Here is a 21,118-nt window from a genome sequence, read left to right on the forward strand (position 1 = left end):
GCGTCACCCGCTTGCCGTCGGCTGACAAAAGCACAGGCGATGAAGAGCTTGATGCTGCACGTCTGGAAGCCCGAAAATATCTTGAGTTTTATGACTGGTTTCAGACATCAAGGGAGAATATCTTGGGTATGGGGCCGACGGCATAATATATATTTTCCTTTTCGAGATTGTACCTGGCAGGCCGGAAGTGGATCCGTGAGTATGGGTGATCGTAGGCGATGTGCCTCCGACATACCTGACTTGTGAGGACGCCAAGACTCCATACGAGGCGCTGGATGGATATGTCGGCGCCATGGAAGAGTGGGTCGAAGCTGCGCGACGAGGGGACCCGGTGGCGGATCTAATCCCGGTCGATGTGCCGGCTAGCCCAGCCAACGCCGAAATGTGGGTAGCCGTCTCAAGTTCCTTGATGAGAATGTGCTTCCGTTACTTCCGAAGTGATGTATCGGCGCTTCTCTGCAAGCGCCGGCAGCTAGCTAAAGGTTCTACCGTGCGGTGATCATCGGCAAGCCCCGAACTCGAGCAGCAAGCAGGCGCATTGCCCAGACTTCGATCGCAAAGAGCCGCGGCAAAGCAGCTTGGTTCAACCAGCTATACTAATCTTTTAGTGCTTTCACGATGCTGGCTTATGGCCCGCTAACCGCAGAGCGGTCAGTTGGCGGTGCCTTTTGGATCGCCCCCTGTTTCAGATGAAGGATTGACCTGTTGCGTACCGACTCTTTTGCGACCATGGCAAGGATCGCTTTTTTGCTTACCTTGGCCGGTGTTCTCCTGCTCGCGCTTTCGCCGGTGCGCTTCCTGCAGGAGTTGGACATGGGCTTCACCTTCCACCATGACAAGCTCAACCACGCCGCGGCGTTCGCTGTGCTGGCGGCGCTCGGAAGCCTCGGCTGGCCGGAACACAAGACGAGGCTGGTCGTGCTCCTCGCCATTACCGGCGCGGCGATCGAGCTGCTTCAGGGCGTGCAGCTGATCGCGCGCGATATGGATATCCTCGACTGGGTCGCTGACTGCGCCGGCATGGCCTGCGGGCTGGCGGCGATCGGCGGCACAAGAAGGCTTGTTGGCGGATTGCTATAGGCCTGGACCGCGTTGCTCGCTGTCCGCAAAATCGTCCGTGCCTGCCGCGCCGGATAACGCGGTGTCCGGCAGGCTAGCTTAGATTTCCCACCGCCAGCACCGAACCCCTTCCAGCCTCGCTTATGCGGGGCTTTTTTATGGAGCAACCCCTCATGTCCCGACCTGCAACTGCCGCCGTTCGTCTCCTGACCGGCGAACGCGAACCCGTGCGCCTCGCAACCACGGCCGGCATCCTCCTGCACGGCCTGCAGGCCATCGACGGCGTGCCGGCCGAAATCGGCGACCGCGTGCTGGTCAAGGACCAGGCCGACCCGACGCAAAACGGCATCTACACGGCGAGCGCAGGCGACTGGTTCCGTGCCGCCGACGCCCGCACGACGCGCACCCTGCAGAAGGGCACGACCGTTCACACCCAGATCGGGTCGGTCAATGCCGACCGCGTGTTCGAATTCACGGCCGACGAGCCGGCCGTCGGCGCCGATGCCATCACCATCGCCGCATCCGTTCCGCCCGACATCGCCGACGTAGTCGAAGAGGTCGAAGCGCTGCGCGATGAAACCCAGGCCTTGAAGGATGCTGCGGAAACCAGCGCCGGCCAGGCATCGGCCAGCGCAGCCGCTTCCGCCGCGAATGCCAGCCAAACCACGGCCGACCGGGCTGCCACCAATTCCGATGCCGTCGCCGCCGCGGCGGCCGTCGTCAGCGCCCAGGCCGCACGCGACGCTTCGTTCTACGGCAAGGGCATTTTCCCGACGACTGCGGCGGCAATCGGCTTCGGCGTCGTCGGCAATGGTGCGATCACGGCAGGCTCGGGCGGCGCCAATGGCACGTTCGACCTGGCGTTTGCCGGCGGCACCGGTTCGGGCGCCGCCGGCCGCTTCGTGGTGGCCGGCGGGGCGCTGACGCAGATACTGATCACGGCGCCGGGCTCCTACACGGTGGCGCCGACGTTGAGCTTTGCGGCGTCGGCGGGGCTGGCCGGCGCAGCGGCGGTGGCGGTAATGGGCAGGAATGTCGATGTCGGCGAGTATTTCTGGACGGAGGTCAGCGCCGGCATTGTGGGGCTGTACAGCGTCGGGGCAGGCCCGATTGCCGTCGACACCGGCATTCGCGCGTCACCGGCGGAAATTGCCCTGATCAGCTCACGGACTGTGGGGCCAGTCCCAATCACTGGTTCTGTCGGCGGCACGGTCGTTGCCAACGACAACGTCTTTTTCTGGCCAGGGTCGCTGTCGGCTGTCGATGAATATCTGTCGACGCTGGAGCTTGGATTTGGCGCCGTGCCGGGGACAGCACATATCGTCTTAGCCCACGTTGAGGCCGACGGGACGCTTAGCCTGGTTTCCGAGCAGACGATATCCGCTCCAGCCGGCCCGTCGTCAGTTGTTTCGGGGCTCGCGATCCTGAAGCCTGCCGGCAGTGTCATGGGCGTCCAACGCACTGGTGCTGGCAGCTGGTACTACACTGCCGGGGCAATTCCGAACGGCGAAGTCGAGTGGTTCACAGGGGCAATTCCTGGGTCGCACATGGTCAAGACTATAAGCGCGATAAATGGTCCACAATGGAGGGCAACCTTTAGCGGCGAAGTAGCCGGCAAAGCACGCGCGGCTGCGGCGGCACTTGCCGGCATTAATCAGGCGATCGGCACCACGCAGATGATCGGATGGCCAACGCTGGTCAACACGGGGACGGATACACCGGCTAGCTACAGCGTCATCCCTGAAATCCCGTCTTCAGTCAGTGGCTACATCACTGAAGTTAATGTCGGAGCCGCAGCCAACGGCGCTGCCAAGATCCACGTTGTTGATATTGCGGCTGGCCCCACCGTCAATGTGATTAGCACCACGCCCGTCGACTTGTTGAATGGCGTCGCCAAGCTATCGCTCGGCATTCCGATTGCGGTCGGGCAATATCCAGCGATCAGTGGTGGCGGCTACAAATATCAGGCGAACAGTAATCCGCTCGGCATTCGAGCGTGGGTGAAATCGGGAGCACTGTCGAATGGCGCAGCCGTCATCGAGCAAGGGGCGCACCGTTTCGAGGTTTCATTCACGATCAAGACTGGCATCATCGCCGATGTCTCGCGCGCCTTAAATCCGCCAACGACCAATGGGGCGGCGGCCGCCGGCATCGGCTTGTTGAAGGATGCCGATCACACCGGCGTCTCTGACGCCACCGCAATTTTTGCGGCCGCCGCGGCGCAGCATCCGCAACCCTATGTCGATCACGGCAGTTTCGCGCTGACTGCAATGCCCGCAACCGGCGATGGATTTTGGGGACCCGGAAAGCCATCTGTCGGCGGGCGCCGGTTCTTCATCCCAAGTCGGCCGTCGCTGCAGAATCTGTACGATGGCTTTCGGGCGAAGATGGCGGAACACATCGCCAACAATGACGTGCTTTGTCTGATCGCGGACAGCATCGGTCTTTGGGCGCTTGCCAGCGATGGGCCGAAGCACTGGTTCAACCATGTCACCAGTTTCGCCAACATCGGCATCGCTGCCGACGAGCCGGGCATGACCGCTTTGCGGCCCTCTTCCAGCTATACGCCGGCTTTCTATGGCGTCACGGCTGCTGGAACCGTCTCGACCGGAACGCGCGGGCCGATCGGCGAAAGCATCATCTTGGCGGCCGGCGCGTCTCTCACGTTCACCGGCGCCTATGAACAGGTCGACGTGCACTATACTCAGGACGCCGGCCAGGGCTCGCTTGCCTTCGCCTTTAACGGTGGCGCGGCCTACAAGACGGTCAATGCTGCCGGGGCTCTGGTGCTTGACCAGTTTTCTGGACCGTCGCTTACCGGGCAGGCCGCGAGTGGCAATTACACTCTTACAACGGTTGGCGGGCCGGTCGAGATCACCGGGCTTATCCGGCTTGGCATAAAGGCAACTGCTTCGCGCGCACGTTTGCGCACGCTGCGCGCGGCACATGGGAGCTTTACCTTCTCGTCCTACAATACGGCGCGTCTTACCTCTGCCATTGTTCAATGTGGTTATGCCGGTGGCAAGATCGTGCCGGTTCTGGCGCTCGGCATCAACGATAGCTTTGGCACTGCGCCATCGTCCATTTCGTCCACCATCGCGACGATCCTCAACACGCTGGAAGCGGCCTTGGCTCCCCGCATCATCGTGATGCCGCCCACGCGGCCATCGGCGGCATGGGATGCAAGCTACACGTCAGGCCGTACCTACGATGCCGCCCTCGGCGCAATCCGTCAGGCCTATAGGTCCCGCAATGTGCTGAGCATCCCGATTGATGGGTTCGACTATATTAGCTCGGGCAACTACCAAGAGGGTTTGCATTTCAACGATGCCGGCCATGACGGCAACGCGCAGCGCTTCATCGAACACGTCGCGGAAAGGGGATAACTAGTCGACACTGGACGCGGTTCGTGGGTTATGGCAGGGTTTCCCCGAAGGGGAGCCCAGTGCCATGGCCAACGCCGACAGCATTATTGCGATATACGATGACTACTATGCCGGCGACAAGGTGCACGCGAAACGCGAGATTGCTTCTGTTCAGTCAGTCGACCACGTCGAAGACTTTGTCCAAGGCGAAATCTTCGACACGATACTCGATATCGGCGGCGGCGAAGGCGCCGTGCTGGACAAACTCAACAAGCGTGGGATCGGAAAGACCTTGGCGGTGGTCGAGATTTCTTCTTCGGGTATCGAGGCGATCAACTCGCGGAAAATTCCCAATCTCAAAAGCGTCTTGCGTTTTGACGGATATCACATCCCCCATCCCGACAAGTCCTTCGACCTGGGATTGGCAATCCACGTGGTCGAGCATGTCGAGCACGAACGGATGTTTCTGAGGGAGGCGGCTCGGGTTTGCAAGAAGCTCTATATCGAAGTGCCTTTGGAACATACGCGAGATCTTAGCAAAGCCATTCGGATGTCGGGGCCGTTTGGGCATATCAACTTCTACACGATCCAGACGTTTAAAAACCTTCTCAAAACATCCGGGCTAAAGGTCGAACGGCTAAAGGCTTTTGGCCAAAGCTTGCCCTATGAGCAGTATCTGGCGGGCCGCTCAAAAGGTTGGCTAAAGCACCAAATCCGAACGGGGTCGTTGAAAATCGCACCCAAAACCGCGATGCGCAGCATGGCCTACATGGCTGGGGCACTATGCTCGACCAGCTGATGGATTTTTCGCGCCAATAGGTTTTGCTGGATTGCCCCCGACCATAGTCAAGGGGGGCACGTCTTTGGTCACTACAGATCCCGCACCGACGACAGCCCCTCTGCCGATCGTCACACCTTTGAGAATGATAACATTGAAGCCGATGAAGACGTTGTCTTCAATTTTCACCGGCGCCATTGTGATATTCGTCCAGTCCTTCTTGCCCTGATGCCAGTCAGCGACGTCAGCCGTCCGATTTTGCCATGCTGTTGCATGGGCGTTGTGGTCAACAATCGTTGTCCCCCAACTTATGATCACGTCATTCCCGATCTCGATGCGGTCTGCTGCCACTAGATGGCTCTTGCCGATGTAGGTTCCATTTCCGATAACGATCTGCGCGTCAGGCCGGTCGAACGAAAAATACGAGCTTAAGATGCAACGTTCGCCGATGGAGTGACGGCCGCGCCGAGCGGTGTGTACGCTGCGCAGGTCCATCTTCGTGCCGGCACCGGCCTTGATGCCGGCTAAGCGCTGCAAGAACGGTGGCACGAAACGCATTTATTGGTTTTGCCCGAAACGAGATAGCGATGTGCGACCGGTCTGGATTATCTAAATCGCGCTGTCAACCAATGAGCACTGTCAAGCGAGAGTGCAAGCATCCAGCGCAGCGGGAAAGTAGCGAGTTCACAAGGCAAGATCTTCGCCGTCACCGAAACTGCGTCCGCCGCCGCCAGCGGCTAGCGCCTGCTGTCCTGCGGCTTCTCGTGAGATTCCTGGCCTTTCGACCACCAGACAAAATACAGCGAGCCCATCTTCATCACAGGCACGCGGCGGTCGCGTTCCCGGGCCCGCAACTCACGATAGGTCTTCATCTTCAGAGTGCCGCCCGGCAATCTGATACGCACTGCCATCGGTCCAACTCCCGTTGTGCAACGCAGCAATTGTGTGCAATGCGGTAAGTAGAGACCTTCCGTTACGGAAGAGTCAACAGCGGCATCATCAACTTATTTTGCGCGCTGGCCGGCGGAGGCTTCGCGGTGCCGGGCGGGCAGGCCTGGACGAAAGGAGCTTCATCCTGGCGACTGATCGTCAATCAGGCGCTGGCGGTTCGACCACCAGGTGAAATAGACCCGGCCGAGCCTGACGACGGGTATGCGGCGGGCGCGTTCGCGATCGCGCAATTCGCGGTATACTTTCACCTTCAGCGTGCCGCCAGGCATCCTGATACGCACCGCCATCGATTCTGCCGCCCCATTGTGCAAAGCAGCACAAGAGACCTTCCGTCACGGAAGAGTCAACGCCCGCCCGCTGACTATTTTTGGGATTTGGCGAGCGGTCTTCGGAGGTTTGGCGCGCGGCGGTTCCTGATCCCGCACGGAGGCGCCAGTGCCCGGTCGGGGATCGTCGGTGCGCGGGCTATTTCCTGGGCGAGGATTTTCTGGGCGAGGATGGGCGATCGGACATGCCGCTCGGCCACCAGATGACGAAGTAATTGCCGACCTGCCAAACCGGCACCTCGCGATTCTGCTCGCGGCGCCGCAGCTCGTCCCTTTTCTTGATCTTCAAAGTCCCGCCTGGGAGTCTGATTCTTATCGTCACGTGTCCTCCCGCACCCCCTACAGGTACGAACGACATACGCGAACAGTTTCATCCCGGCTAAGCAATTTCATCCAGGCCGAGCAATTTCGGGGCCGATACAGCGCGCCGGACCGGCGCGAGATCGCCGGAACCGGCTCTATTTGAAGAAATCCGCAATGCCGTTGATGGCCAGCACCGCATAGACGATCGGTCCGGCGATAAACGCACAATAAAGGCAGAGGATCGCTGCCAGCACCGCGAGCAGCGGCTTGTCGCGACCGACGGCGCGGAGCTCGGACCTCACCGACCAGCGCGCCGCAGCGGTTTGTTCATCATCAGGCATGTGCACCATCCCGCGCCCATTTCACACGGCGGGTCGAAAACATCAACCTTCCTTGCCACATCGGCACGCGCTGCCGCCCAATTCTGCTTTGCCGCCACGCATCCGTTTTTCAACCTCAAAACCTGCCCACAAGGGCGGAAAGGACTGCCCATGGACCTTTCATTCAAGGGCGCCGCGAGGCGCCTCGATGACATAGACTTGCCGAAACTCGGCGCCCGGATCGGCGTCGGCGAGGACGAGATCCACGCGTTCCTCGATGTTGAAACCAGCGGGCACGGCTTCGACGCCGTTGGCCGGCCGGTCATCCTGTTCGAACCGCACGTCTTCTACCGCAACCTGTCGGGTGCCAAGCGGGCACAAGCGGTAGCCGCCGGTCTCGCCTATCCGAAGTGGGGCGAGAAGCCCTATCCCAGGGATAGCTACCCACGGCTCAGGGCAGCTTGTGCGATCGACGAAACCGCGGCGCTCAAATCGGCCTCATGGGGCTGGGGCCAGGTTCTCGGCGAGAATTTCAAGGCGGCCGGCTTTCTTACCGTGCAGGCGATGGCCGAGGCTATGATGGCGGACGAGGCACTGCAACTCGGCGCGGCGATCGATTTCATCGTCGAGAAGCGGCTCGACGACAATTTGCGCAATCACGACTGGGCGGGATTCGCCAAGGGCTACAACGGCCCTGGCTATCGCAAGAGCTCCTACGATACCAGGCTTGCCGAGGCCTATCGCAAATGGTCGCGCATCAAGGACACGCCGTGGCCGTCTGCCGGTCCGGTGTCATCGGCGGTCGTCCCCGCAGCTCCGCCAGAGTCAGCAAAACCGATTGCCGTTCTACCGCCGGCCGCCGCGCCCTCTGCGCCTCCTGTGGCTGTCGCCAAGCCCGGCTTCTGGGCAGCGCTGATCGCCGCCGTCCTGAAACTATCAGCCATCCTCAAACTGTTTGGAAGGAAATGACATGTGGACCCGGATCAAGAGCTTTTTCTGCGACAGCGAGACAATATTCTGGGCGCGGTTTCAGGCGGCCATCGGCGTCATCGCGAGCATCGTCACCTATGTCGACCCGCAGGTTCTTTCGCCGATCATTCCGGGGGAATGGTTCCCCTGGTTTCTTGTGGTCAACGGCGTTTTGACCGAGTTCCTTCGCCGCCGCCGCGCGGAGGATTTGTGATGGCCGCACTCCTCGCCATTCTCGGCGCCATCATCGGCAACAAGCTCGTCATGACGATATTCGCTGCTGTGGCCGGCGGCATCGGCCTTTATGTTGCGGGCGGCATCAACCGGGCGAAGAAGGAGGCGGCCAAACAGGCCGAGGCAAAAGTCGCGGCCGGAGAAGATCGCCTCGAAATGAACCGCGAGGCCGCCGCAGAAGAGCGCAAGGCGGCCGGCATGACCGATGCGGCAGCACGAGCGGAGGCTGGGAAATGGGCAAAGCGCTGATCCTCTGCCTGGTGCTCGCCGGCTGCACGACAACCGCGCCGGCCGGCAATCCGCGCCAGGTCTGGTGCGACCACAACCAGCCGCGCCGGCCATCGGCGGCCATCGTCGCCGCCGTGACCCGGCCCGAGCTCGACGAGATGAACGCCTTCAACGGGCAGGGTGCCAGATGGTGTGGGTGGACGCCATGATGCATGAGCTGCTCGACGTTCTGGGCATCAAGGCGCCGGTGCTGGTCGCCGGCCTTTCCGGCGGTATTTTGCGGGCTTTGTCGCGTCATCGCTACAAGGTCCGCGAAATGGTGGCCTCGCCGATCTGCGGCGCGCTGGCGGCGGCCTATCTGACGCTGCCGGTCGTGCATTATTTCCGCGCCGCCGGCCTGCCCATTCCTTCTCCGGACGACGACACCACGACGCTCGCCGCCGCGTTCCTCATCGGCGTCTCGGCGATGTGGATCTCGGATATCGTCTTCGAGGTGATCGTGCGCCGGTTCGGGCCGGTGAAGGAGGAGTAAGCCGCCCAAGCTGACAAAAGAGTGACGTTCAGTTGAAGCCCGCGGCGCCGAAAGGTGCGGCGGGCTTTTGCATTTTCCCTGGCAATCTGTACGATCTTTTCTCTGCGAGGGCGGCTCGATCCGGCGCTTGCGAAACCAAGATACGCTTTAGGCCTCACGGGAGATGGTGTCATGCTTGCCAGAGTCCTGACACAAGCGGCAGTCCTGACAGCCGGGGCGCTTCTGTTTGCCGCGACGGCCCATGCCCGGCCGGACAGCCGCGCGATGACGTGCGAACAGACACAGCTTCTGATCCAGAGGCACCGCTCGGTGGTGCTGACCACCGGACGGAACACCTACGACCGATACGTGCGCCAATTCGGCAATGAATGCGACTGGCCGCAGATGCCGCGCGTCGCTTATATCAAGACGCGTGACGGTCAATGTCTGGTCTATCGCTGCCAGGAGCCGGTCTTCGACCTCCCGAATTGAAAGCAGGGGCTTTTTCATCCGGCCGCCGACGCGGACAGCGAGGGCAGTGCGAAAGGCGGTGGCTCATTCTTCGTCGAAAGGACCACCTTCGCGTGCGAGATCGCGTGAAATAACGCGTTCATCGGTATCGTCCGGCAACGCCTCGTCGCTTTCCTGGTAAGCGTTATCGTCATCCTCCTCCGGCAGTTCGCCGTCTTTCTCGACGTCGTAACGGATGTCGCCGTTTTGCGGCACGCCGTCTGGGAGAATTCTCCCGCTCCGGATGGCGTCCCAGTCCTGCTGCTGGATCGTCGGGCTCTCGGTCTCGTCGTCGGTTCGTTCTTTCCTGCGCGGTTCCATCGCTGGTTCTCCATAATGTCGGTGGCACCTGAACTGGCTCAATGGTTGAACTCATAAGTCTGGTGGCCGGTTCCCGGGACACTGCGGTCCGGGCGCATTGCCGCACGACGGAACCAATCGCGCCTGCCTGCCTTCACAAGTCAGACGATCCTGGCGCGAAAGGAGCTCGACATGAGACCGCTCATTTTCTTGCCGTACATGCTAGGCGCGCTGGTGCTGGCGGTGCCAGCGTCCGCGCAGCCGGGCGAACAGTCGCAATCCGACCGCTGCAAGGTCGAGCCGCCGGACAAGAACAGCCAGCAGCAGAAGCCGGCCGGCAACAATTTGTCCGATACGCTCGAGCCATGCGGTGGGGTGCTGAAGCCGCCGCCAACGGGCGATCAGGGCATGGCGTCGCCGCCGCCGGATGAGGGCAGGACCCCGGTGATCAAGCCTGGCGAGGTGCCGCCACAGCCGCCCAAGCAGTAGCCGCTTCAATTGCTGCCACAGAGGCTGCCCATGGGCTGCGACGGGCGGTAACGCCGCGCCGCTCGAGCCGGCAGGTTTGTTGCAGTCGCCTAGGAACATTAGCTTGTCCTAAATGTTGTTTTAGACGCAGCCGATATCACCCCCTCCGGTATCGCTGCTGATCGGGAAACCGATCGGCCCGCGTCTTGCGACGCGGGCCACCGCAGTTCATCCGCAGTCCATTCGCCGCACCGCACGGGCACTTCACCGCTATTCGATTAGCCGCCACTTACGGAACAACAAGGTGGCCTGGGCGTTTGCCTAGAGGGTTCGCCGCTTCGACCGGAATGCCGCGTCGCAACCGTAAAGGCGAGGCCCGTAACAACAGGAGTAGACGATGAAAATCCACCTTGTTCCTGCTGCGGCGGGATTGGTGTTGCTCGCCGGCGTCGGCGTGGCCACCGCAGACCAGGTGATTGTCACACCCGAACAGCAGACGGTCATCCGCGAATACGTCCACAAGCACCCGTTGGCGTCGATCAATCTTCTGGGGGTGGAGCTCAATATCGGTTCCACGTTGCCCGATACGGTCGAGCTGCAACCGATCGATGTTCCCGACGTGCAATACAGATACGTCGTCGTCGACGGTCGCACCGTGCTCGTCGACCCCGGCACGCGCAGGATCGTGCACGTCATCGAGTGACCGGCGTTCCCAAACCGCGAACCGGATTTGGAAAGGTCACGGTCTTATGAAATCGAGTTCCATCCCGAGCGATCGGGATGGAGCTGCCGCTGTCGTCTCGGAATAAGGAAGGAGCCATTCCCATGCTGCCGCATGTCGAGCCGACCAACGTGGCCGCAGCCGTCGACAAACTGCTTGCTGAACGAGGCGATGGCCTGCTGTCGATGAAGGCAGCGATTGCGCTGTTGCGCGAACGCACCGGAACGGAGCGCTCGGACGCCGATCTTGAAGGGCTGATCATCAAGAAGGCGGCGCTCCTCGGCGTTGCTGTCCTGTGTGACAGAGAGGCTCAATAACGGTGCCTGCCGCTCAAGACGCGGGTCGAAATTTCGGCTAGAACAAAGTTGCTTACGCATGAACCGAGCCGACGGAGGCAACAGTGACGGACAGGCAGGAACGGATTCGCCAGCGGGCACACGCGATCTGGGAACAGGCAGGCAGGCCCGACGGGGCGCATCAGCAGCATTGGGATCAGGCTACCGCCGAGATCGACGCAGAAACCGCCGCGCAGGAGACCGCCAGCCGGCCGAAGCCGAAAGCACGCCAGCCTAAGCCGACGCCGGCCGCCAAAGAGGGAACCAAACCCAAGGCGCGACCGCGCAAAGCGTGAACTCGAGCGGATTTGATTGCATCGCTGGATCTCGTGGTTCGGTTGGCCCATCGTAAGGCGGGACCAGTCCTAACCAGTCCCGCTGCCGCCCACCCGCGATGGTAAGCCGGATTGTCGTGGCTTACTACTTACCGCAATTGTTGTCGTTGACAGTCGGGGAAACCGTCCCGGCAGGCTTGTTGGACGCATCGGGTTGGGCACCTTGCGGGGTTGCAGGGCAGTTTTGATCCGCATTGGAGTTCATGGCACCCGTCGTGCCCATCGTGCTGCTGGTCGTGCCAAGGTCGATGCCATTCGGCTTGCGACGATGCTCTTCTCACTGCCAGGCGCATTGTTGTCCGAGCCGGCATTCTGGGCCATCGCCGCGGTCGCCAGACCGGCTGCAAGTATGGAGGCTGTCAGGATTTTCGTAAGCATGTTGATCTCCATCATTCGGTTGTCGTCGCATGGCGACTACAGAGAAAACAATGCGGGCGACGGAAATGTTACGGCAAAAATGGCGCAGCACGGTGAAGCAAACACGCGCATGGTGGACCTTCTCGGCCCGTTTTCTATTGCGTCGTGTCGGATTGATGTAGTCGTTTTCAGATTTAAGAATTCGCCTTATTTCGATCGCTGACCGTTGCGGCGACGTTCGTCTATCGCGGCGCCCGTCAGTTGACGCTCGCATTGCTTCACCCGGCAGAGGACCTTCCCGAAGTAAAACTTTCGGAAAATTTCACTACAAACTTCACTCGGCTGTTGTGTGAACAGATACCATGAGGCCAGTAAGTTGATCGGCAAAGAAACCGATAATCTTCTTGCAAATTAGTAGGTATGCAACCGGCGATGTCGCGGGCTGTTCAGCGCAACTACAGCAAGGAGAGTGTTATGACCATCATAATCAAAACAATCACCGATGCGGTGGCGGGCAGCGCAGTTGTTTTCATGCTCTCGATGCCCGTGAATGCCGCGGACGGAATTGCCGTTGGTGTTGGCACTTCCATTGGCGGCAACGGCGGCATCAAAGCCGGCCTCGGCGCGACGGTTGGTGGCCGCCAGGGCATCAACGCTGGTGCCGGCGCAACGGTTGGGGGCAGCGGCGGCATCAAGGCCGGCCTCGGTGCGTCGCTGGGCGGCAGTCGCGGCATCAACGCCGGCGCCGGCGCAACGGTTGGCGGTTCCAGCGGCATTGCCGCGGGCGCCGGCGCGTCGGTCGGGGGCAGAAGCGGCATCAACGCCGGTGCCGGCGCCACGATCGGCGGTTCCGGTGGCATTGCCGCCGGCGCGGGGGTAGGTGTCGCCAGCGGCGTCAGGGCCGGCGCGGGGGTCGGGATCGGCAGCGGCATCAATGTCGGCGCCGGTGTCGGGATCGGCGGTGGTACCAATCCGAGCAATCCGTCCAACCCGGGCAGCCCGTCCAATCCCAACAATCCCAACAATCCCAGCAATCCCAACTTACCCCAGGTCGTCGCCGACATGTCGAGCGACAAGTTGGCCAGGATGAAGAGGCGCTGCGTCGACGTGCTCAGCAGCGAAGGCACTTATGACAGCGATTTGCGCCAGTTGTGCCTGCTGATCGCGCGCCGCTAGGGCGGATACATCGGAATGAAATGTCGGACCGGCCGAGAGGCCTTCGTCCACCAAACCTCCATCAGTCCAAAGCCCGCCATTATGGCGGGCTTTTTGCCGAGCACGTGGCGGCAGCATGACGGGGGCTCACAAGAGCACGCGCCTCAATGCGCTTGACGGCCAAAATCCGGCGAAACGGTCACCCCGCCCTCCAAGGCGTCCCGACCCAGCGCGGGACTGCTTTGCATCGGTTCGGGGCACGCGAACTCCGCCAGATCGGCTTGCGTGAAGCCGTCGAACTCGATAGCTGCGCCTTGGAGTTGGGCTGCTTGCATGACGAGCCATTCGATGTCTTCGCGCGCAACATTCTCGGCGAGGTTCTGCAGTCGCACGGCTTCGGCGACGGCAGTCAGATTGATGGCAATCCTGGACCGCAATGTAGCCCGAACTCGGGAATTGACGTCGTCATGCAGACGAACCGAAAATCTGTAGCGCATGGAAAACCTTCCTTTCAGGAGCGGTTTATCCCTCGCTTCCACCATGCGCCCAGGGGCGGCGATTGACAAGCGAAAATCTTGAAAAATCGTGCAGTATCAAATAGTTAGTGTATTTTGTCGATTGTGCAGTTGATGCTTGATCCGCTTCATTGGATTTCTGCACGGATCACGCATCTGGAGGCCTTGACGTACTCTGCCAATATACCTAACTCTACAAAGAATTAGGAACATACTAACTCAGCTAATTTTAGCCTGGTATGGCTGGAGGCCGAGATGTCCGAACTGGAACGCCCGGAACGATTGCAGATCATGCTGACCGTCGATGAACTGGCGGCATTGGAGAACTGGCGCTTCGACAAGCGCATGCCGAGCCGGTCGGCTGCGGTACGCGAACTTTTGAGGCGAGGCCTCACAGCCGATGGCTTCCTGACGGCGGCGCATGGGACCAAGTCGCGCGACTTCGGCATTCTGCCGCATTCTGCCGATGGTGACGGGGCAGCCGAGGGGTCTTCCAGCAGCGAACAGTGAATCTCCAGCGACCCCGTTCGCCCGCCGCACCTCGCATGGCCTTCACGGCCACTGGGTATCATCAAGCAGCTTGGTTTATCTGTGTGGCCCCTCCGCCGTCGGTTGACAGAGCTGGCGTTGCAGATACATTGCACAGGACTATACAGGCGCAATGAACAGGTATGCCTATGGTCCGCCGCGTGGTCCCATCGTCTCCCGGTACGGGCAAGCCCGAACAGATCGCCACGGTTCTCGAACATGAAATCCGCTCCGGTGTTCTGGGCTTCGGCGACCGGTTGCAAAGCGAGAACGAGCTCGTCCAGCGTTTCTCCGTCAGCCGCAACACCGTTCGCAAGGGCCTCGAGGAACTGTCCAGCCGCGGGCTGATCACCACCAAGGTCGGCATCGGCTCTTTCGTCACCTTCGATGGCAAGCCCGTCGATGACTCAATCGGTTGGTCGCGGGCGCTCGCCAACGCCGGCGCAAATGCCGAGACGCGGACGCTGCGGCTCGAGGTGATCGAGGACCCTGATCTTGCCGCACTGCTTGGTATAGAAAACCCGTTTTTCATCGCTGTCGATCGGGTGCGCACCAATGCCAGCGACGGCCACGCTATCTCCATTGAGCGCAGCCGCCTGCCATTGTCACCCGAACTGGAGGACGTGCCGTTACGCGGTCTGCGCGAAGGCTCGCTCCACCAGACGCTCCGCGGCGCCGGTCTCATTCCAGACCATGGCGAGGAATGGGTCGGCATCGAAATGCTCAACCCAGAGGACGCCGCAATCCTCGGCTGCCCGCAAGGCACGCCGTTCCTGCGCGGTTGCCGCTTGACCCGCGCCGCCGATGACCGGCCGATCGAATATGTGACCAGCCTGCTCAACCCGGCGCATTTTGCGCTGCATATGAGGTTCTGAGTGATGCCGGACGACACCGGGAACATAACCGATCGGGCCATGGGAGCGCTTGTGGGCGGGGCACTGGGAGATGCGCTGGGAATGCCGACGCAGCTTTTGTCGCCGGCGCGGATTGCCGAACTCTACGGTCATGTCGAGGACTTCATTGCTCCTTTCGCCGACCATCCGGTGTCGAAGGGACTCCCGGCCGGGACGATCACCGACGACACAGAACAGGCGCTTCTGCTTGGCCGTATCCTGGTCGAATCCGGTAACCGGTTCGACCATGCGCGGTGGGTCAACGCGCTGCTCGACTGGGAACGCGATGTCAAGGCGCGCGGCAGCTACGATCTGCTGGGACCATCAACCAAACGCGCCATCGACGCCATCAATAACGGTATGCCAGCCGAGGAAGCGGGACGCAGCGGCGACACAAATGGTGCAGCCATGCGCATCGCGCCAGTCGGCATCATGATGCCGCCAGAGCCGCTTGACGCACTGGTCGGCAAAGTGGCCGAAACTTGCAGGGCGACGCACAACACGTCAATCGCAATCGCTTCGGCCGCAGCGGTCGCTGCCGCCATCAGTCGCGGCATCGCTGGCGGTGACTGGCGCGCCGCTTCCGACAGAGCCATCGCCGGGGCGAGGCACGGGGCAACGCTCGGCTATTGGGTGACCGGCGGTGACATCGCCGCGCGCATTGGGTGGGCGCAGAAGCTCGTACGCGGCAAGGAGACGAGCGACGCGATCCGGCTGATCACCGATTTGGTCGGCACCGGCGTCGCCAGTCAGGAGTCCGTTCCGGCTGCATTCGCGGTGCTGGAAGTCGCCGGCGGCGATCCCTGGCAAGCGGCAGTCATCAGCGCCAATCTCGGTGGCGACACCGACACGATCGGCGCCATCGCGGCCGGCATGGCCGGTGCCTGCACCGGCTTTTCCCGATTGCCACAAAAACACATCGCCCGGATCAAAGGCCTAGACATTGGGCGGGTGCGCGCGCTCGCCGCCGACTTGGTCGCCCTGCGGACGGCGAAGAGCAGGTCCGGCAAGGATGCGGCAGCATGAGCGGGCGTCTCGTCCACATCGGCAGCGCGGTAGTCGACTATGTCTACCGCATCGATGCCTTGCCGGCACCGGGCACGGAGAAGACCGCATCGAGCTTTGCACAAGTCGCCGGCGGCGGCTTCAACATGATGGTCGCGGCCAGCCGCACCGGCATGAAGGTGGTGTTCGGCGGCCAGCTCGGCAGCGGACCCAATGGCGACTTCCTGCGCGCGGCCTTAGCCACGGAGGGGATCGAGACACTGACGCCGGCATCGCCGGTTCTGGACAGTGGCAATTGCGTCGCCATGATCTCGAGCGATGCCGAGCGCACCTTTGTCTCGTGGCCTGGTGCAGAGAGTTTGCTCAGCCTTGACATGATGGCGCTCATTTCGGTCGCACCGGGCGACTGGGTGTTCACCTCCGGCTATACGGTTAGCTATCCGGGAAGCCGAGAGGCGCTTGTCGACTGGATCGAGGTGCTGCCGGCGGAAATTCCTTTGGTCTTCGATCCGACGCCGATCATTTCAGACATTCCGCGCACCATTCTCGACCGGGTGCTGGCGCGCACGAGCTGGCTGAGCTGCAACGCCGCCGAAGCGGCTGAGATCGCCGGCACCGGCGATGTCGAGGCTATTGCTGCCCGGCTGCTGGCCAGCCACTGCCCCAACGCGGCAGGCGTGGTCGTCCGCGCTGGCGCAAAAGGCTGCTTCGTGCGGCTGGCCGACGGCACCGCCCAAGATGTGCCCGGGTTCAAGGTCGCGGCGGTAGACACCAACGGCGCCGGCGACACTCATATCGGCGCCTTCGTCAGCGCGCTCTCGCACGGCGTGTCGCCGTTCGAAGCGGCGCGTTACGCCAATGCGGCGGCGGCGCTCTCGGTCACCCGCCATGGCGGGTCGATGGCGCCGAACGACCAGGAGATCCAGCGATTCCTCAGCCATGACGATCGACCGACGACCGTGCATGGCCGGAAACAAGAGGCCCATTTCTGACAGCCTAATGGGATAACAAGCCCGCCAACCGGGCAACAATGAGAGGAACGAACATGCGCATGCCCAAACTGACTGCTTTTCTGACGGCAACCGCTGTCTTCGCTTCGGCGCTTACGCTGGCCGCCAGGGCCGACGAGGTGCACGTACTCAACTGGAAGGGCTATGGCGCCGACGAGCCCTGGGCCATAGCCGCCTTCGAAAAGGCAACCGGCAACAAGGTCGTCAACGACTTTTTCAATTCCGAACAGGAAATGCTGACCAAGCTCAGGACCAATCCCGGCCTTTACGATGTCGTCATGATCAATGCCGCCTTCAACGATCAGGCGATGGCGGAAAAGCTCATTCAGCCGATCGACACGTCCAAGCTGGCGAACTATGCCGACATCAGCAAGGACAAGGCCGGATCATCGATGCTTGTCCATGACGGCAAGGTCTATGGGGTGCCGTGGGTTTGGGGGCTGACGGCGCTCGCCATCAACGACAAGTCATTCGACAAGCCGCCGACCAGCATCGCCGAAATGTGGGATCCCGCCCACAAGGGCCGCGTTACCATCCGTGACGATGCCGTCGAGGCCGTGCAGTTCGGCGCCATCGCTACCGGCCAGAACATCAACGACGTCAAGGACATGGAGGCGGTCAAGGCGAAGCTGACCTCGCTGATGCCGCAGATCAAGACGTTCTGGAGCTCGGAGAACGACTGGAACCAGATGGTTGCCTCCAACCAGATCGACATCGGCACCTATTGGAGCGGCTCGGCCGACCGCGCCAAGACGCATTTCAAGCTGCCGGTCTCGCTGGTCATTCCCCAGGAGGGTGCCGTCGCCTGGCTTGACGCCTTTTCCATTCCGGTCGGTTCCAAGAACGTCGCCGGGGCGCAAGCCTTCATCAACTACATGATCGACCCAAAGTTCTATGTCGAATGGGTTACCAAGGTCGGCGCGCCGGTGTCGGCCAACACCAAGGCGGTCGAAGCGCTGCCAGAGGGTTCCTTCAACCGCAAGGTGATGGGCGACCCGGCAGTCGCCAAGCGCATCCAGTTCCAGGCGCCGATTACTGACGCGCAGCGCGAGACCTATCTGGCGCTCTGGCAGCAGCTCAAGGTCGACGTGAAGTAACAGCAGAAGCCGCGATCAGCCGACCATCAATGTCGGCTGATCCTTCCTATCCTGGGAGGAGATGTCATGGCAGTACAGATCGCAGCCGCGTCGCGCAGCGGGCTGAGATCGGCCTTGCCGCTGTTGGCGCCTGCCTATCTCTGGCTGACGGTTGCAATTTTCCTGCCGCTCTCGGCCATGGTCTTCTTCTCCTTCATGACCGATCTGCCGCTATCGGGAAAGCCGTGGGCATTCACGCTCGAAAACTATGCCGCCTTCTTTTCACAAAGCCTTTACCTGACATTGCTGGTGGCCTCGCTGCGCCTCGGCCTCGAGGTGACGCTGTGGTGCATCGTCATCGGTTATCCCGCCGCTTACGTGCTGGCCAAGGTGCTGAAAGGCCGCAGCCGCGAGGCGATTTTCCTGCTCGTCATCCTGCCGTTCTGGTCGAACGGGCTGGTGCGCATCTTCTCGTGGGCGATGGTGCTGCGTGAAGGGGGCATTCTCGACACAGCGCTCAACGCCGTGCTGCCGTTCAAGATCAACATTGATCTCATGTATTCCTATCCGGCCGTCATCATCGGGCTGGTGCACTCCTACGTGCCTTACATGGTGCTGACCTGCTATCTGACCCTGCAGGCCATCGATGACTCGCTGATCGAGGCTGGGCGCTCGCTCGGCGCCTCGCGGCTGCAGGTGCTGAAGCGGGTCATCATTCCGCTGTCGATGCCGGGGCTAGTGGCGGGCGCAGTACTCATCTTCGTGCCGGTCGTTGGCTCGTTCATGGAACCGCGCATCCTCGGCGGCCGCACCGGCACCTTCTACGGCACTGTCATCGAGGACCAGTTCGTTGCCGTGTTCAACTGGCCGCTGGGTGCCGCACTGTCCTTCATCCTGCTGGCTGTGGTGCTGGTCATCCTGGCGGTTACTTCGCCGGTGCTGCGGAGGGCCGCTTAGTGGCGACGACCCGAATCCTGGAATGGCTCGGCCGGGTCTACATTCTGATGCTGCTCGCCTTCCTGTACCTGCCCATCATCATCATGGCGCTGATGTCATTCAACGTCTCGCCCTTTTACCAACTGCCGTTCGAGTGGACCACGGAATGGTATGCCTCGCTCTGGCAGAACAATCAGCTGATCGCGGCCACGCGAAACAGCGTCGAGATCGCCGTCATCACTACCATCATCTGCACCGCGCTCGGCACCGCGGCGTCGCTAGGGCTCTATCGCTACGACTTCCGCGGTAAGAAATTCCTGCAGGCGCTGCTGTTTCCGCCGATCGCCATACCGTGGCTGATCACTGGCACGGCGATGCTGATTTTCTTTTTCGGCGTTGGCATCGGCCGCGGGCTGCATGCCATCCTGCTCGGCCACGTGGCGTTGGCGCTGCCCTATGTCATCGTCGTCGTCTCGGCCCGGCTGCAGACATTTGCGCCAGAGCTCGAAGAGGCGGCGCGCTCGCTCGGCGCCAATCAATGGCAGGTGACGAACCGCGTCACGCTGCCCTGGATCATGCCGGGCGTCATTGCCGGCGGGCTGTTCGCCTTCGCCGTGTCCTTCGACCAGTTCGTCGTCTCCTACTTTCTGTCGACGCCCGGCCAAACGACGCTGCCGGTCGAAATCTACGCGGCGATCCGCAAGGGTTTCACGCCCGAGATCAATGCTGTCTCGACGATCATCATTGTTGTGTCGATGGCGCTGATGCTGCTGACGGCGCGCTTCTTCAAATTCGGCGGAGAGAAATAATGGCGGGCGTGCAGGTATCGAATGTGTCGCGCAGTTTTGGCGCGCACAAGGCGCTGGACGATGTCTCGATCGATTTCGCCGACGGCGGCTTCTACGCCCTGCTCGGTCCCTCCGGCAGCGGCAAGACCACGCTGCTGCGCCAGATCGCAGGCTTCGACTTTCCCGACTCTGGTCGCATCTCCATAGGCGGCGAAAGTGTTGAGCGGGTGCCGGTGGAGAAGCGGCGCATCGGCATGGTGTTCCAGAACTACGCGCTCTTTCCCAATATGAGCGTCTCCGACAATGTCGCCTTCGGACTGTCGGTGCGCGGCGAGCCCAAGGCGGTGATTGCCAGCGAGGTGCAGCGCGCACTCGACCTCGTGCAACTCGGCACGCTCGGTGGTCGCCGGCCGCACCAGCTCTCCGGCGGCCAGCGCCAACGGGTGGCGCTCGCTCGCGCGATCGTCACCACGCCGCGCGTGCTTCTCCTCGACGAGCCGCTCGGCGCGCTCGACAAGGCGCTGCGCGTGGACATGCAAATCGAATTGAAGCGTATTCAGCGCGAGATCGGCATCACCACGATCTTCGTCACCCACGACCAGGAAGAAGCGCTGACGATGAGCGACCGCATCGGCATTCTGCGCGATGGCAAGCTGGTGCAGGAAGGCCCGCCCGAGGAGATCTACGATCGGCCGAAGAGTGAGTTTGCCGCCACCTTCCTGGGCGACGCGAACATCCTTCGCGGCAACGCCACTGGTACGGGCATCCGGCTGCCTGACGGAACGGGGATTGCCGCAGGCGCGGGGGTTACGCTTGTCGCCGGCATGAAGGCGAGCTGCGCCGTGCGGCCCGAACGAATCCGCATCGCCACCAATGCCGGCGTTCCGGACCGAGCCCATGCCAACATGCTCACGGGGCGGGTCTCCAAGCGTATCTTCGCCGGCAACAACAGCACATATTTTGTCGATCGCGATGGCCAGACAATCAAGGTCATCGTGCAGAACACCGGCATCGAAAAGCTGGCGGAAGGACAACAGGTGGTGCTGCGCTGGTCGTCCGAGAGTACGGTGCTGATCGACGCGAGCTAGCAGATCCAATCCTTCAGTCTTGCCAGGCGGTCGGCAATCGGGGAAAGCATGGTC

29 protein-coding genes are annotated in these 21,118 nt (G+C 61.7%); 23 read left to right on the top strand and 6 right to left on the bottom strand.

Going from position 1 to position 21,118, the window contains the following annotated elements; all coding sequences use genetic code 11:
• The first annotated feature begins 747 nt into the window (after positions 1 to 747).
• The 3 genes from NKH71_RS00475 to NKH71_RS00485 all read left to right on the top strand — a co-directional run bounded on the left by NKH71_RS00475 (position 748) and on the right by NKH71_RS00485 (position 5,223).
• On the top strand, positions 748 to 1,080 hold the full coding sequence (locus tag NKH71_RS00475; protein ID WP_352788677.1) for a hypothetical protein: 333 nt from the start codon (positions 748 to 750) through the stop codon (positions 1,078 to 1,080).
• A gap of 152 nt (positions 1,081 to 1,232) precedes the next feature.
• Positions 1,233 to 4,445: an SGNH/GDSL hydrolase family protein gene (locus NKH71_RS00480; protein ID WP_352894113.1), complete on the top strand. Its 3,213-nt coding sequence runs from the start codon at positions 1,233 to 1,235 to the stop codon at positions 4,443 to 4,445.
• 64 nt (positions 4,446 to 4,509) lie between these two features.
• Positions 4,510 to 5,223, top strand: a complete 714-nt coding sequence (locus NKH71_RS00485; protein ID WP_352788673.1) for a class I SAM-dependent methyltransferase — start codon at positions 4,510 to 4,512, stop codon at positions 5,221 to 5,223.
• Here the strand turns inward: NKH71_RS00485 and NKH71_RS00490 are convergent.
• The 4 genes from NKH71_RS00490 to NKH71_RS00505 form a co-directional block, all read right to left on the bottom strand.
• The gene (locus NKH71_RS00490; protein WP_352788671.1) at positions 5,206 to 5,760 is read right to left on the bottom strand and encodes an acyltransferase; all 555 of its coding nucleotides are present in this window, start codon (positions 5,758 to 5,760) and stop codon (positions 5,206 to 5,208) included. The genes NKH71_RS00485 and NKH71_RS00490 overlap by 18 nt on opposite strands.
• 179 nt (positions 5,761 to 5,939) lie before the next feature.
• The gene (locus NKH71_RS00495) at positions 5,940 to 6,113 is read right to left on the bottom strand and encodes a hypothetical protein (RefSeq protein WP_352788670.1); all 174 of its coding nucleotides are present in this window, start codon (positions 6,111 to 6,113) and stop codon (positions 5,940 to 5,942) included.
• Between the two features lie 159 nt (positions 6,114 to 6,272).
• Positions 6,273 to 6,440, bottom strand: a complete 168-nt coding sequence (locus NKH71_RS00500; RefSeq protein ID WP_352589751.1) for a hypothetical protein — start codon at positions 6,438 to 6,440, stop codon at positions 6,273 to 6,275.
• A 497-nt stretch (positions 6,441 to 6,937) separates the two neighbouring features.
• Positions 6,938 to 7,123: a hypothetical protein gene (locus NKH71_RS00505; protein WP_023723040.1), complete on the bottom strand. Its 186-nt coding sequence runs from the start codon at positions 7,121 to 7,123 to the stop codon at positions 6,938 to 6,940.
• A 150-nt stretch (positions 7,124 to 7,273) separates the two neighbouring features.
• Here NKH71_RS00505 and NKH71_RS00510 point away from each other — a divergent pair, with 150 nt between their 5' ends.
• From NKH71_RS00510 to NKH71_RS00535, 6 genes are all read left to right on the top strand, one after another.
• Positions 7,274 to 8,071, top strand: a complete 798-nt coding sequence (locus NKH71_RS00510) for an N-acetylmuramidase family protein (RefSeq protein WP_352788668.1) — start codon at positions 7,274 to 7,276, stop codon at positions 8,069 to 8,071.
• Position 8,072: 1 nt separating this feature from the next.
• The gene (locus NKH71_RS00515; RefSeq protein ID WP_352788666.1) at positions 8,073 to 8,285 is read left to right on the top strand and encodes a hypothetical protein; all 213 of its coding nucleotides are present in this window, start codon (positions 8,073 to 8,075) and stop codon (positions 8,283 to 8,285) included.
• A complete protein-coding gene (locus tag NKH71_RS00520) occupies positions 8,285 to 8,554 on the top strand; it encodes a hypothetical protein (protein ID WP_023723037.1) in 270 nt (89 codons plus the stop codon). Before NKH71_RS00515 ends, NKH71_RS00520 begins: the two co-directional genes overlap by 1 nt.
• A complete protein-coding gene (locus tag NKH71_RS00525) occupies positions 8,539 to 8,742 on the top strand; it encodes a hypothetical protein (RefSeq protein WP_023723036.1) in 204 nt (67 codons plus the stop codon). The genes NKH71_RS00520 and NKH71_RS00525 overlap by 16 nt, the downstream gene beginning before the upstream one ends.
• Positions 8,742 to 9,065, top strand: coding sequence for a hypothetical protein (locus tag NKH71_RS00530; RefSeq protein WP_036245970.1), 324 nt, complete (start codon positions 8,742 to 8,744; stop codon positions 9,063 to 9,065). Before NKH71_RS00525 ends, NKH71_RS00530 begins: the two co-directional genes overlap by 1 nt.
• 171 nt (positions 9,066 to 9,236) lie before the next feature.
• Positions 9,237 to 9,536, top strand: coding sequence for a hypothetical protein (locus tag NKH71_RS00535; protein ID WP_023723034.1), 300 nt, complete (start codon positions 9,237 to 9,239; stop codon positions 9,534 to 9,536).
• Positions 9,537 to 9,599: 63 nt separating this feature from the next.
• Here NKH71_RS00535 and NKH71_RS00540 read toward each other — a convergent pair whose 3' ends face one another.
• Positions 9,600 to 9,875 (bottom strand): hypothetical protein, encoded by a 276-nt coding sequence (locus tag NKH71_RS00540; protein ID WP_023723033.1) that lies wholly within the window; start codon positions 9,873 to 9,875, stop codon positions 9,600 to 9,602.
• Positions 9,876 to 10,046: 171 nt separating this feature from the next.
• On the opposite strand from NKH71_RS00540, the gene NKH71_RS00545 reads away from it, so the two are divergent.
• The 6 genes from NKH71_RS00545 to NKH71_RS00570 all read left to right on the top strand — a co-directional run bounded on the left by NKH71_RS00545 (position 10,047) and on the right by NKH71_RS00570 (position 13,246).
• On the top strand, positions 10,047 to 10,343 hold the full coding sequence (locus NKH71_RS00545; protein WP_352788664.1) for a hypothetical protein: 297 nt from the start codon (positions 10,047 to 10,049) through the stop codon (positions 10,341 to 10,343).
• A gap of 376 nt (positions 10,344 to 10,719) precedes the next feature.
• Complete coding sequence (locus tag NKH71_RS00550) at positions 10,720 to 11,025, top strand: DUF1236 domain-containing protein (RefSeq protein WP_031195423.1); 306 nt, start codon at positions 10,720 to 10,722, stop codon at positions 11,023 to 11,025.
• Between the two features lie 122 nt (positions 11,026 to 11,147).
• Positions 11,148 to 11,360, top strand: a complete 213-nt coding sequence (locus tag NKH71_RS00555) for a hypothetical protein (RefSeq protein WP_352524156.1) — start codon at positions 11,148 to 11,150, stop codon at positions 11,358 to 11,360.
• Between the two features lie 83 nt (positions 11,361 to 11,443).
• Positions 11,444 to 11,674, top strand: coding sequence for a DUF2934 domain-containing protein (locus tag NKH71_RS00560; RefSeq protein WP_352589766.1), 231 nt, complete (start codon positions 11,444 to 11,446; stop codon positions 11,672 to 11,674).
• A 223-nt stretch (positions 11,675 to 11,897) separates the two neighbouring features.
• Positions 11,898 to 12,293 (top strand): hypothetical protein, encoded by a 396-nt coding sequence (locus tag NKH71_RS00565; protein ID WP_352788661.1) that lies wholly within the window; start codon positions 11,898 to 11,900, stop codon positions 12,291 to 12,293.
• Positions 12,294 to 12,544: 251 nt separating this feature from the next.
• On the top strand, positions 12,545 to 13,246 hold the full coding sequence (locus NKH71_RS00570) for a hypothetical protein (RefSeq protein WP_352788659.1): 702 nt from the start codon (positions 12,545 to 12,547) through the stop codon (positions 13,244 to 13,246).
• A gap of 143 nt (positions 13,247 to 13,389) precedes the next feature.
• Here NKH71_RS00570 and NKH71_RS00575 read toward each other — a convergent pair whose 3' ends face one another.
• A complete protein-coding gene (locus NKH71_RS00575) occupies positions 13,390 to 13,791 on the bottom strand; it encodes a hypothetical protein (protein WP_352589772.1) in 402 nt (133 codons plus the stop codon).
• 204 nt (positions 13,792 to 13,995) lie between these two features.
• Here NKH71_RS00575 and NKH71_RS00580 point away from each other — a divergent pair, with 204 nt between their 5' ends.
• From NKH71_RS00580 to NKH71_RS00615, 8 genes are all read left to right on the top strand, one after another.
• The gene (locus NKH71_RS00580) at positions 13,996 to 14,250 is read left to right on the top strand and encodes a hypothetical protein (RefSeq protein WP_023721298.1); all 255 of its coding nucleotides are present in this window, start codon (positions 13,996 to 13,998) and stop codon (positions 14,248 to 14,250) included.
• Positions 14,251 to 14,417: 167 nt separating this feature from the next.
• On the top strand, positions 14,418 to 15,143 hold the full coding sequence (locus tag NKH71_RS00585; RefSeq protein ID WP_023721297.1) for a GntR family transcriptional regulator: 726 nt from the start codon (positions 14,418 to 14,420) through the stop codon (positions 15,141 to 15,143).
• A gap of 3 nt (positions 15,144 to 15,146) precedes the next feature.
• Positions 15,147 to 16,187: an ADP-ribosylglycohydrolase family protein gene (locus NKH71_RS00590; RefSeq protein ID WP_023721296.1), complete on the top strand. Its 1,041-nt coding sequence runs from the start codon at positions 15,147 to 15,149 to the stop codon at positions 16,185 to 16,187.
• Positions 16,184 to 17,158, top strand: a complete 975-nt coding sequence (locus NKH71_RS00595; RefSeq protein WP_352788656.1) for a PfkB family carbohydrate kinase — start codon at positions 16,184 to 16,186, stop codon at positions 17,156 to 17,158. The genes NKH71_RS00590 and NKH71_RS00595 overlap by 4 nt, the downstream gene beginning before the upstream one ends.
• Positions 17,159 to 17,211: 53 nt before the next feature.
• On the top strand, positions 17,212 to 18,273 hold the full coding sequence (locus NKH71_RS00600) for an ABC transporter substrate-binding protein (RefSeq protein WP_352481612.1): 1,062 nt from the start codon (positions 17,212 to 17,214) through the stop codon (positions 18,271 to 18,273).
• Positions 18,274 to 18,339: 66 nt separating this feature from the next.
• Positions 18,340 to 19,209, top strand: a complete 870-nt coding sequence (locus NKH71_RS00605; RefSeq protein WP_352481611.1) for an ABC transporter permease — start codon at positions 18,340 to 18,342, stop codon at positions 19,207 to 19,209.
• Positions 19,209 to 19,997 (top strand): ABC transporter permease, encoded by a 789-nt coding sequence (locus tag NKH71_RS00610; protein ID WP_031194613.1) that lies wholly within the window; start codon positions 19,209 to 19,211, stop codon positions 19,995 to 19,997. Before NKH71_RS00605 ends, NKH71_RS00610 begins: the two co-directional genes overlap by 1 nt.
• Complete coding sequence (locus tag NKH71_RS00615; protein ID WP_352788654.1) at positions 19,997 to 21,064, top strand: ABC transporter ATP-binding protein; 1,068 nt, start codon at positions 19,997 to 19,999, stop codon at positions 21,062 to 21,064. Before NKH71_RS00610 ends, NKH71_RS00615 begins: the two co-directional genes overlap by 1 nt.
• Positions 21,065 to 21,118: the final 54 nt, after the last annotated feature.

The sequence above is a fragment of the Mesorhizobium sp. M0983 genome (genome assembly GCF_040318975.1).
GTDB lineage: Bacteria > Pseudomonadota > Alphaproteobacteria > Rhizobiales > Rhizobiaceae > Mesorhizobium.